This window comes from Rossellomorea sp. NPDC077527 (assembly GCF_044542955.1).
Classification (GTDB): Bacteria; Bacillota; Bacilli; order Bacillales; family Bacillaceae_B; genus Rossellomorea; species Rossellomorea aquimaris_E.
Window position 1 is genome coordinate 55166 of the sequence record NZ_JBITVL010000003.1, and the last position, 12628, is coordinate 67793.

Genomic DNA, 12628 nt, shown 5'->3' on the forward strand with positions numbered 1-12628 from the left:
CTATGTTTATTTAACAAAAATGAGTGGACGTGTGTCGGTAGGCTACAACATATTTCTAGTACATCTATTAATCTATGAAACATTGGAATACTCATACTCAAGAAGCTTTGATCCATATTAATTGCTTGGGATTTTGTAACCTTTACCCAAATTGCTCCATACAATAGAGTAAAAGTCTTTAGGAGGAGATTATTATAAAGGAGGAAGCCAAATTACCACCAATGTACACCACTACTGATCAAGAAGTCCTTTATTTAAAATCTGAAATAGAGAATCTGAATAAAAAGATCCGAACTCTGAAAAGCAGTTATCTGTATGCCGAAAATGAATACCATAAGGACCAACTTCAAATGGTGAAGGAGGAATTAACACTTGCTCACCATCGAATTAATGAGAACGATACAGTTGAACGGGAACTTATTGTAGATCGAAACCTGTTTAAAGAAGGGAAAGAGAAATTAGAAGACCAAGTAAGGGCACTTCATGACGCCATTCATGTAAAGGAGGAGTTATTACAGCAGCACCTAGTTGCGAAGAATGAACTCCAACAAGAACTCCTTGCCAACAAGCTGACACAAAGACAACTATCTCAAAAAATATCGGAATTAGAGAAGGACCAAAAAGAACTGTTCAGTAAAAATGAAGCAGTATCGGAGGAAAATATCCTTCACCTTAGAAAAATTGACAGCTTAAACAGTGAACTGCAAGGAAAAAAACTCCATATTTCAGATTTAAATTCAGCTTTAGCTCACTCTGAAGGTACAAAGAAAGAAATTTTTTATAACCTGATCTCAAAAACTGAAGAATTAGAAAAAGTAATGTCCGAGAGAAAACATACCCTTGATTCGTTGCAATTTGCAAAGGACCAATTAATAGAAGCAGAAAAGCAAAAGTTGGAGTACATTAAGTCATTCATCAGTCAATATCAAAAACATTTTGAAGAAAATGAATGGTGGCTGTCTTCCCAATTTGCGGATATCGATCAACGAACCAAACAACAGGATGAACGAATTGAAGCGGTTGAGCAGGATCAGGAAATTCACTTTACTCTACAGAATGAGGTGCTGAAGGAGAAGTTTGAGCAGGTTGAGCAGAGGTTTCTGAATTTCATTTCAGAGGTCGACTCCATACGTGAATATAATTCTACATTGACACATAATTTATTGGAGCTTAAGAGGCTGGTGGAGAGCCAGAAGCGCAGTCAGACTCATATTATAACTGCACGTCAAAAACCTCCTGTAGAGAAGATCTCAGCAAAGATGGAGAGTCAATGTTCTGAAGATGAGAAGGAATAAAAAAAACGATGCCACAACCATTCGTGGCATCGTTTTTTAGTTAAAATGTAATTTTGATCTTATTATTGGAGCTAAGCTGGAGCTCCTGATCTTCAAATAAAACAAACCCTATAATGGTCGATGATTCCTGTTCTTCAAGATTTTCTACCGTAAATTGCAGTCCTTCCACTGCTAGCGTTTCACCAGGAGGTATAAATGTTTCCTGTATCGACTCAATCCAATATTCTCCAGTGGAGAATGCCTTTTCAAGCCAATCCTTCCCCATATACTTCCATCCTTGTGCACCATTTTGACCTTGTATAGAAAAAATCTCGCTCATCTCAGGTGGAAGAATCTGTCCTCCAATTTCAATCTTATCAGGTGGGTCCACCCGAAAGCAGATCTTGGGATTGGATAAATCTACATTCCCTGTGTTCTTTATAAAAAGATCAGCTTTAATGGAATAACGTTCAGTTTTTCGATTCGGTATAACATTGTAATCAAAATATATTTCCGCATATAGCTTCCTTTCCTGAACTTCATGAACTTTCCGGTTTGCTTTTCGCATTTTCATCTCTTCGTACGTTTTATCATCAATTTGGATATCTTTACTTGCCTTTTTCTTCTCAACCGCTTTTGGATCAGCAGGTCCTGTTTGATTACTCTTCGTTAATAAATGGAGAATATCCAGATCCAGCAAATTGGGTTTTTGATTACCGAGAAGCGTTTTAAGGACACATTGTGTTAGAATTGCAGGCCCTTCTTTTAACAAGAACTCTTCGTCTTCGCAACTCATGGAACATCTTAAATGGGGAATAGAATGATTCTCCGGCATCAAATAGTAACCCATAAAGTGCAGCTCATCTTTATAGATTGAGAGATTTTTTTTAACATTGATGGAATTCAGTCTTTCATTATACCCAACAGATATAGTCTTGTTATCTCCCTTCGATTTACTCGACACTAAATCAATAAAGAGATCCCCGTTCCTGATCTTCCCAGTATCACTTTTTGTAGATACGTCAATTCCATAATTAGCTAATATTCCTGACACTTTTTCATCAATTTCATCGTTTATACTAACATTCGGTGTGTTTACCGATACCCATACTTTCTTTCCATGAAGCGAACTTTTCACTTCCACCATTTGTTCTTCTTCGTTCAGACGAAATTGATGATTATTCTCCGCACAATAAAGTTGGATGGCAGCTATGGAATGTGCTGGAATCGTTCCCCAATCATGATTGTTAATTTTTAATTTCATGTACATGCTCACCGCTCTTCATTCTAATTTGGTCTCTTTATCTTATGACTCAAAATGATCAACTATGATGCATGAACACGATCTCTCATTCCATGTACACCAACGGAGAATATATACATATGATAAATTGATGGATAAAAAATTAAAGGAGAGAACATGTAGTGCATAAAGATCATTCAAAGGTATCTATTATCTTTCCTGTAAAAAATGAAGGTTCCAATGTAAAAAAAACATTAAACTCGCTTTTTTCCACTGCCACTAAAATTGAATATGAAGTGATCATCGTGGACGATGCTTCTGACGATGGATGCTGTGATTTCTTGGAACAATCCCACTTTAAAAATAAAGTGAAAAAAATTCGAACTTTAGGTGTTGGGCCATCTGTAGCACGGAATATTGGGGCTGAAAACGCTACTTCTGACTATCTGATGTTTTGTGATGCTCATTTAACTTTCCAACCTCATTGGATTGATAAACTATTGACTCCTTTGAAATCCGATTTGACGGATGTTGTTTGTCCTGCAATAGCTTCTATGGATGATCCAAAGGTTATAGGGTATGGGCAAACTTTATCCAACAGCTTAAGAATTCAATGGCATAAGAAAAGGCCATATCTATTCAATACCGCGATTATTCCTGGGGGATGTTTCTTGATCAAACGAGATGTCTTCTTCAAAGTGGGCGGATTCGAAACTGGTTTTAAAACCTGGGGGCATGAAGATGTAGAATTGTCTATTAAACTGTGGTTATTCGGATACAGATGTAGCTGTGAGCCATCTGTGACGATACTGCATTTATTCAGAAAATCTCATCCATACAATGTGGATTATGACGGGGTATATTATAATTTGCTGCGGATGGCCTACCTCCACTTTGATCAGGAGAGAATTAAAAAAACCAAGGATTTGATCATTCATCGGAGTCCAAAGAAAATCGAAAGCTTGGTTCTTAAAGATGGGGTGGAAAAACGAAGAAGAGAGTATTTTCAAAAGAGGGCTTTCAATGACGAATGGTATTTCAAACATTTTAAGATATATTTTTAAAAGAAACAAACCATTTATTAAACTATCACTTAACATGCCAACGATAAAATAAGGTCGCTTCTTATTTTCCATTCTAGAAGGGTTGGTGCATTAGCAGCAGTTATAAGACAATATCGAGATAATTTCTACCAGTGACTATACTTTTATGTGATATGGAAATTCAATTATAAAAAAAATGTCAGGTATCAACCACTCCCCAAACAATATATCAAGATCTTTTTTTAAGATAGGATGTGTTATGAAATGATTAATTTTTCGATAATCATCCCTTTTCATTCAAAGGATCCCTATCGACAAAAAGCCTTAAGTGTTGTTATGAATTATTACAAAACCTTTTTTCCAAAAAGTAAGATTATAGTCGCTTCTGAAGGCAACGTTCCTTACTCAAAATCTGCCGCCATTAATAAAGCAGTAAAACAAGCAAAAACTGAACTAATTGCCATTATTGATGCAGATATCCTTTGCCCAAAAGAAACTATGGTTTCAGGTTTGAAGCTTCTTGGAATCTATCCGCTTATACTTCCATATAACAAGGTCATAGATTTATCACAACACCTGTCTCAATTAATATATGAGAAGCCACATATTTCTCTAATCCACTCCAAATTACACGGTAAGGACCGTCTTGGTAAAAAGGCGATTCCTGTAGGTGGAATAAATTTAATAAAAAAGTCATGTTTTTTGAAAATCAAAGGCTTTGACGAACGTTTTATTGGTTGGGGAGGTGAGGACGATTCATTTGTAGCTGCCAGTGACACTATTTGTGGGTCACATAAGAGATTAAATGGTTGCATTTATCATTTATGGCACCCTTCAGAGAAAGGCAAAGGGAATCCTTACTATTCAAAAAACCATCTTATTACAGAGGAATATTTTAACGCCTATAATAAGAAAGAAGAAATGATGAATATCCTTTCCAAAAGGAAGGACATATAATATCACAAACTTGAAGAAGAAAATATCTCTTCTTCATCTTACATATTTTTAATAAAAAGGAGTTCTGCTGGCATGCAGAACTCCTTTTTATCCGTAAATTTCGATATCAACCTCTTTAACTTTATTTTCACTAATTTTATAGCATCTAATATCAATATTTACTCTTTCCAAAGCTATTATGAAATAATAAATATTTTGTCTGGGAGCATGTTTAATATCATCTTCAGAAGGTATGGCTTTTCCATATGGATGTGAATGATATATCCCCACAAAGTCTTCGTTATTCCTTTTCACCTCGTTCAGTATTTTATCTTGATCGTTGAGGTCAATGGCAAAAGTATACGGACTGGGATTAGTATTTCTAGTTGGCCATATTCTGTTACATCTCGTATTAAAACCGGAAATAAATCCACATGCTTCATTAGGTAGTTCTTTATTACATTCTGCAATTAATGTTTGAAACAGTACTTTGGATATAAATACTTTCTCTTTATGCGTTACAACCGCAGCCTTTAAATTTAAACTTCGTCCGCTTCGCTTCCATTTTTTTTTGTTCTTCTTTTTTAATCCCAATGGGTGTACTTTTAGATTGCTTGTAAATTTTATTTAGATCTTTCGATTGCATCTTCTTCCCCCCTTTCAGTTTCATCGAATATATTTATTCGGGTTAAACATGGTTCTCTTCGATTCAGAAGACATAGGGATATTTCCATATTCTTCGAATTGGCTATTTACTTGAGGAGCTTGATTCTTTTGTTGTTTCATTCTGTTATAGAGGTCATTTTTCTTATTCGATTGAGATTTGAGATCTTGACGAAGTTTCACAAGTTCTTCTTCCAATTCGATTTCCCTTTGATTCTTTTCGCTTTGCTTCGCCTTATTTTTTTCATCTAATAAGGCCATCTGTCTTTCTAAATGTGACTCTCTTTGCTTAAAATCTTCAATTTGATTTTTCAATGCATGGAGTTCTTCCTCATAATGTTCCTCGATTTTTTTTAGCTCATCATGCAAGTCACTCGTTTTTTGTAAGAAATTTTGAGTGATCTCCTCTCTCGTATTGCCCATATTCAATGTTTCCTTGACTTCATTAAATTTGGAGGAATATAAGACTAATTGTTCTTCAATCAGATCAAGTTTCTTCAGAATTTCAGGATGATTATTTTCTTCTTTCCCCCATAAAAATTTCCACATTTTTGAATACCACCTTTCATTTTTCCCCACCATGTATTGTTTTCGTTGCTTTCTTAACCACTCCAGTTGAGTAGTGAAAGTGTTTGAGTATTCCTCAACCTCAATAGACATATTACTCTCTGGAAAAAAGCACCTATTTGCTTCAACCAACAAAGATAATGCATCATTTTTTATTTTTTTGAGTAGAGATTTATTGTGACTTTCAGTGCTTTCATAAATCACTCTAATCTCTGGGATGGGAGAAGGAAATGTATGTTCAGTAACTTCCCAAAAATCCCCTTGAGAGTTGTCTTCATCATTAGCATTTCGGGTTGTAGTTGCTAAGCTGATCTCCTTCAAGTCATTTTGTAACGATTCTTTTTTTAGTTCATTCTTCAACTGAATATAAAGCTCATGCTTCACTTCAAGATTTTTCAGTAAATATTCAATCTGTTCCGTCAACATCTGAATGGTATGGTGATTCTCAGCGATTTCTAATTGATAAACCTTATGCTTTGATCGTTCGCTGGACAATTCCTCTGACACTTTTCTTATCCTGTTTGAATAATGATTATAAAGCGACTCGAGTTCTTCAGATATCAAATGAATATCTTTTAATACTCCCGGAAATTCTTGTGACTTACTCCCCTCCTCGTTCATCTTTTTCATCACCTCCATTTAGTTTTTTTATTATCTTATGTATGGTTTGTATACATGTTAAAAAAAAGGAGAGAGTTACCTCTCTCCCAGATTTAATTATTCATCAATTCCACCAAGTAAGTCCGCAAATGTATCACATTCACTGAATTCTACCAATGCTTCTACTACTCCACTGTCAAAGACTACTACATTAGCAGTATTTCTTAAGATTAAGCGGAATCCTTCAGAGACTGGACCTAATAATTCTGTGAAGATTTGTAATTCGTAGAACATCTGTTCAGGAACACCATCAAAATAGCGAATTCCTTCTCCTACTGCTGTTAGTGAAAACACATCGCAAGTAACGTTGTCGATTGAAGATGGATCGAAACTAAAGCTGAAGTCAGGTTGGAAACCTGTTGCAGTCGGAGCTGGAGTCGGACCTACTTCAGTATCGGTGAAGGAGTAGGACCATGTGCTGTCTGCAAGAGAGCATTCTTGACAAATTTCTGCTCTTAAAGTGGATAGACCTGTTACCATGTCTGCTGATGTACCAGAACCGATTGTTGCAATAGTATCTTCATTTCTTGCTAGAGCAGTTGCCTGGCATTCACAGTTATCAACCGGGAATAATCCCGGACATTGACGAGGGAACTCAAGCAGGCTTAGGTCACATTTTAGTTTTTCCTCACGTACTGGAATATTGTTCGGACGTGGGAAGCAGAATTTCGCCAAAACTTCAAGTTTAACTGGATACTCAACCTGAATATCTTTACATAGTACAACTTTCAATGGGATCATTGGTCCAAATGGATCTGGGCCCATTAATACTCCCATATTAGAAGTAGCAATAACCTGAGTAGCTCTGACGTTTAAGTTTTCGTTTGTAATACCGACAGGTACACAAAGCATGATTTCGTCTGTGAACTGAGTACGAATAGTAAATGAACACTCAGCTACTCCATCAATCAGGATCGTCACATCTACAGGTACTGTCCAGACAATAAGGACTTTTCCAGGGTTACCATTTTCAATGATGGAAGCTGATACGCTGACGTCAGACGGATCTACAGGGGCAGTTTGCACCTCCACTCGTTGACCAGCTGCTAAAGCTGCACTAACTGCCGCACGACATGCTTCATCTGGAATAAAGTTCTTGTTCTCATACTTATTTGCGAAGAACACCCAGTCATAAACTTTATTTACGAAGATACATTCCGGTGCTAAATCATTGGGATCCAAAGGTATACCCGTTGGTGTTGGTGTAGGAGTCTGGGAACCCCTAATTTGTTTACGCTTCTTCAAACAAATCTTCCTTTCTTTTAATGAATATTTATATCACACTATATCCTATGGACGAGAACGAAATTGGTATAGAGTAAACACCTATTTATTCAAAAAAAAATTAATAGGCATTTGATAGTTTATTGAAAATCATCAAAAAATAGGCTGATTCTATAGACATTTGTCAGTACATCATCTTCTAAACCGACATATCATATACCATAAGAAAGGAGGAATTATGAAGAATCTTAATGAACACGTAACATTTTTTAATTATCAATAAATGAAAAATTAATATATATTTAGTTTCAAATCATATTGTTTCGCTGCTTCCTTTAAATGAATATTACGAACGTGAACGATTATCCTATCATTGCAATGATATTAATTATAAATATAAAAGCCATGTAAACGCTGGGAAGTTTACATGGCTTCTTTCATGGACAAATACCGTTCATCCCGATACTGACATATACATATTAATAGAAAATTGCCGAAAGGAGTAAATAAGCATGAGACAACTTTCTCCCTTACAGCTTCAGCAGCAAATCATTCATTACAAATCGGAAATGGAGAAGTACAGAAGAAAATGTGAAGCATTAGAGGATGAATACCTCGCGAAGAAATATATGGCCATCAAAAAAGAAAATCTTCAGTTACAATCCATGATGGAAACTCACCTTCAGGAACTGCAAAACAATGAAACACAAAAGAATCAAGAAACTTCAAAATATCTTGCCCTTCTATCCTCACAGGATAAGGAAATAAAGAAGCTACACTATTCTCTAAACCAACTGAAAGAGCAACTACGAAAACACTCACTTCATGTAACAAATTCAACAAATCAGATTGAAGAATTGAATCAGAAGAATGAGGTGCTACAAAATGAGATTCTCTCATTACAAGAAGAGAACAGTTATCTCACATATGAGAATGACTGTTTATCGAGAAGGATCATAAATTCGGAAAGTCAATTATATATAGAAGAAATCGATGCTTGGAGGCTTGAAGAGTATGTGAAGGAGCTAAAAGAAGAATTGGAATACAGGACTCAGTGCTTCCAAATTGATAAAACGTTCGCCGATGACGAAAACGGTCGAATCAGGGAAATCAATCAATTATTAGAAACGCAACTATTCTTAAAAGAAATAGAATTATACGAAACTCACAGACTCCAAACAGAATCCGAGTCTTATTATAAATACATCATTCATTTTCAAAATCAAAAAATTTCAGATGCCTTTCAAAACCAAAAAAATCAGGAATCCTCCATTCAACGAAAAGAGAATGAAATAAAACAACTCCAGGAAGAACAAACCCAATACTTCGCTTCCCTCCAAAATATAAGAAAAAACATTAAACAAATGAAAAATGAAGTTTTCATGGCCGATGAAGAATCAATTACAACAAAAGCTACATTAAGTAAATATGAGAATACAATCCAGAACCTTCAATATACGAATGCCTTGTTGATGCAAGAAATCCATAAATATAAAAACAAACTGGGTTCCTAAATGGAAACCGGTTTGTTATATTGTATAAATCCCTTCACTAGTTCCTCAATATTTCAGATTTCATGAAGTAATCTTGTTGATACTGAATCGCTTAAACTACTTGATACCAGTCCCATTGATGATCCAGGTTGTATTAGATCCAAATCGAAAATTAGAGGGTATGTATCCAACAACCATTGTACATTTTGAATCACTTAAAAAATAATAATGCCTCTTAAATCTTTATCATTATTTCATTAATTGCATCCTGAGTCTCTAATAGAATTTTATATATAATTTCAACATTTATAGGTAACCATCCACTCAATCTCAAAACCTTGTACATATGCTTATATAGTAGAAAAAAATATAAGGGTGATGATGATTATGAAACTGTGTGTTTTGGGATTGGGGTATATTGGGTTACCAACTGCAGTCATGTTTGCCCAGCATGGGTTGGAGGTTCTTGGGGTAGATATTAACGAAAATGTAATTAATAATTTAAAGAATCGTACCCTTCACATTGAAGAACCAGGATTAAGGGATCGGTTCAATTCTGTTATAGATTCAGGTAGGTTGACTGTTTCAACTGTTCCCACTGAAGCTGATGTATATATGATTGCAGTCCCTACTCCTATTACAAAAGACAAAAAAGCTGACTTATCATATGTGATCAGTGCAACAGAATCGATAATTCCTTTCCTACAAAAGGACAACCTAATTATTCTCGAGTCAACTGTTCCCCCAAGAACTACAGAGGATATTCTCGTTCCTTTACTTTCTCAATCAGGCTACAAAGTTGGAGTAGATTTACTTGTTTCCCATTCTCCAGAAAGAGTCCTTCCTGGAAGATTATTTGAAGAATTGATTGAAAATGACCGTATCGTTGGTGGTATAAATGAAGAGTCATGCTTGAAGACCGTATTTCTTTATAAAAATTTCGTAAAAGGAAATATTCACATGACTGATGCAAAGACAGCAGAAATGGTTAAACTTATTGAAAATACGTATCGTGATGTTAATATTGCGTTGGCAAATGAATTGGCTGTTATCAGTGAGCAGTTGGAAATTAATATATGGGATGCTATTAAACTTGCCAACCACCACCCAAGGGTACATTTACATTCCCCCTCATCAGGTGTAGGTGGTCATTGTATACCGATTGATCCATGGTTCCTAATTGAAAAGGCCCCTAACAATTCAGATTTAATATGTTTGGCTAGAAAAATAAATGATTCTATGCCTTTCAGAATAATTGAAATTATTGAATCAACAGTGAAAAATATCAATAATCCATGTATTACACTTTGTGGTATTTCTTATAAAGGTAATATTGATGATATTAGAGAAAGTCCGACTTTAAAGGTATATCATGAATTGATAAAAAGAGGATACTCAATTAAATTACATGACCCTCTTGTTAATACAGTATTTCCCGATAAATTTGATTCTTTAGAGAATGCATTATTAGGTTCTGATTGTTTGGTAATAATGACTGATCACACTCAATATAGAAATTTAAACTTAGTAACTTTCAAAGATTTATTTAAAACACTTAATATTATTGATACAAAAAATATTTTAAACCATAAACACTTAATGATGAACGGTTTTTATTCTATACAAATTGGAACACCAAACAAAAACGGAGGATAAATTGATATGAAACTAAATAATTTAAATGTAGCATGTATATTAGATGAATTTTCATATGAATGTTTCAGATACGATTGCAATTTGATTATGATTGGACCGAAAGATTGGAAGCAAAAACTAATGAATAATCCTCCACATTTTTTATTTGTTGAGTCTGCATGGAGAGGAAATAAAGGCAAATGGCAAAATATGATTGGAATAAATTCTTTGGATAATGAAAGAGAATTAATGAATGTCATTATTTGGTGCAAAAAGAATAAAATACCTACAGTTTTTTGGAATAAAGAGGACCCATTCCACTTCAATCATTTTATTAATACTGCAAAATTATTTGACTTCATATATACTACCGACAAAAATAGCATCACCAATTACAAAAAAATTTTAGGACATAAAAGAGTAAATACTTTACTTTTTGCAGCACAGCCCAAAATACACAATCCCATAAAAGTAGTTAATTTTAAAACTAAAAATCTATTTTTTGCAGGAACATATTATGGAAAACAGCATTTAGTAAGAAAAAGAGATATGGATTTACTACTCAAAGTATCTCATTTATACGGACTAGATATTTACGATAGGAACTTCTTATCCAAAACTACAAATTTTAAGTATCCGAGGTATTATCAACAATACATTCGAGGTTATTTAGAATATCATGATCTAATCAATGCATGTAAACAATATAAAATTGGTCTAAATGTAAATTCAATAATAAACTCCCCTACCATGTGTTCAAGAAGAGTATTTGAAATGTTGGCTTCTGGCGTTACGGTAATAAGTAATAAGTCTCTTGCTATGGAAAATCTATTCAAAGGGATTGTTAATGAATTTAACGATTCACATACATTGGTTAACCATTTAAATAAATTATTAAGAAATGATTTACTTAGAGAAAAAATTGAACTTAAAGGAATCAGGCTTATCATGGAACGTCATACCATAAAAGATCGTATAAGGCAAATTATTACTGATCTTGGAATTAATGTTCAGGAAGAAATAAAACCAATTGTTCATGTAATAGGAATTGCTAGTAACTACAAAGATATTGATAAAATAGTTATTAATTTCAAAAAACAAGTTTATATACAAAAAACTTTAACTATTATCGTTCGGGATAATGCTATTATTCCTGATAAATATAGAAATATTGAAGGGATAAAAATAATCTATATAGATAACATCTCTAATTATATTGAAAAAAACATTAAAAAAAGTGATTATATTTCTATGTTTAATCCCAACAATTACTACGGTCCAAATTATATTAGAGATTTAATCTTAGCAACAAATTACACTGAGTCTAAAATTATCGGTAAGGGATCTTATTTTATACCAACTTCCAATAATATAGGAATTCACAATAAAAAATTTGTATTTTCATACTGTGATCGAATATTAAAAGATGCCTGTATTATTGAAAAAACACTATTTAATAACCTAGTAATTTCATCAAAAGAATTCTTTAATCGAAATGAATATTTACAGGTAAAACCAAACATTTCGCAATTTTCAATAGACCCATTTAATTTTGTTTTAGGATCTAAAAATAATCACTTAAGTGAACAGTTATTGAGTAAAGCATACTACTAAAAAAATACTAATCTCTAGCCCTTACAATGGGACACTCATTAGAAAGTGTCCCATTGTAAGGGTTAATTCTATATTAAGGAATCAATCGAAGACAATTATATACACATAGTGTGGTTACATTAAACCTAATCAGTTGAAATACCAATTCAGGTCGTAACGTTAGCCGAAAAAAAAGAGATTACTACATTAGCTATGGGCTCCGGAATATTATCTCTTGCTTGAAAAAAAGTAAACTTTTAGTAACCAACAATATTTAAATGTTGATAAAAATATAAA

10 protein-coding genes are annotated in these 12628 nt (G+C 33.9%); 6 read left to right on the forward strand and 4 right to left on the reverse strand.

The genetic code is table 11. The features are described from left to right. Positions 1 to 221 precede the first annotated feature (221 nt). On the forward strand, positions 222 to 1295 hold the full coding sequence (locus ACIGG7_RS10245) for a coiled-coil domain-containing protein (RefSeq protein ID WP_397549718.1): 1074 nt from the start codon (positions 222 to 224) through the stop codon (positions 1293 to 1295). 40 nt (positions 1296 to 1335) lie between these two features. Here the strand turns inward: ACIGG7_RS10245 and ACIGG7_RS10250 are convergent, their stop codons facing one another. Continuing rightward, a complete protein-coding gene (locus tag ACIGG7_RS10250; protein WP_397549719.1) occupies positions 1336 to 2538 on the reverse strand; it encodes a hypothetical protein in 1203 nt (400 codons plus the stop codon). A gap of 161 nt (positions 2539 to 2699) precedes the next feature. On the opposite strand from ACIGG7_RS10250, the gene ACIGG7_RS10255 reads away from it, so the two are divergent. Further along, on the forward strand, positions 2700 to 3581 hold the full coding sequence (locus tag ACIGG7_RS10255; RefSeq protein ID WP_397549720.1) for a glycosyltransferase: 882 nt from the start codon (positions 2700 to 2702) through the stop codon (positions 3579 to 3581). 243 nt (positions 3582 to 3824) lie between these two features. Then, entirely contained in the window at positions 3825 to 4517 is a 693-nt protein-coding gene (locus tag ACIGG7_RS10260; RefSeq protein WP_397549721.1) for a galactosyltransferase-related protein, read from the forward strand. An 87-nt stretch (positions 4518 to 4604) separates the two neighbouring features. Here the strand turns inward: ACIGG7_RS10260 and ACIGG7_RS10265 are convergent, their stop codons facing one another. From ACIGG7_RS10265 to ACIGG7_RS10275, 3 genes are all read right to left on the reverse strand, one after another. Then, positions 4605 to 5090 (reverse strand): M67 family metallopeptidase, encoded by a 486-nt coding sequence (locus ACIGG7_RS10265; RefSeq protein ID WP_397549722.1) that lies wholly within the window; start codon positions 5088 to 5090, stop codon positions 4605 to 4607. A 72-nt stretch (positions 5091 to 5162) separates the two neighbouring features. Next, the gene (locus ACIGG7_RS10270) at positions 5163 to 6356 is read right to left on the reverse strand and encodes a hypothetical protein (RefSeq protein WP_397549723.1); all 1194 of its coding nucleotides are present in this window, start codon (positions 6354 to 6356) and stop codon (positions 5163 to 5165) included. 87 nt (positions 6357 to 6443) lie between these two features. Next, entirely contained in the window at positions 6444 to 7631 is a 1188-nt protein-coding gene (locus tag ACIGG7_RS10275; RefSeq protein ID WP_397549724.1) for a hypothetical protein, read from the reverse strand. 491 nt (positions 7632 to 8122) lie between these two features. Between ACIGG7_RS10275 and ACIGG7_RS10280 the strand changes: the two genes are divergently transcribed. From ACIGG7_RS10280 to ACIGG7_RS10290, 3 genes are all read left to right on the forward strand, one after another. Continuing rightward, on the forward strand, positions 8123 to 9124 hold the full coding sequence (locus ACIGG7_RS10280) for a coiled-coil domain-containing protein (RefSeq protein ID WP_397549725.1): 1002 nt from the start codon (positions 8123 to 8125) through the stop codon (positions 9122 to 9124). A gap of 366 nt (positions 9125 to 9490) precedes the next feature. After that, positions 9491 to 10759: a nucleotide sugar dehydrogenase gene (locus tag ACIGG7_RS10285; RefSeq protein ID WP_397549726.1), complete on the forward strand. Its 1269-nt coding sequence runs from the start codon at positions 9491 to 9493 to the stop codon at positions 10757 to 10759. A gap of 6 nt (positions 10760 to 10765) precedes the next feature. After that, positions 10766 to 12352: a CgeB family protein gene (locus tag ACIGG7_RS10290; RefSeq protein WP_397549727.1), complete on the forward strand. Its 1587-nt coding sequence runs from the start codon at positions 10766 to 10768 to the stop codon at positions 12350 to 12352. Positions 12353 to 12628: the final 276 nt, after the last annotated feature.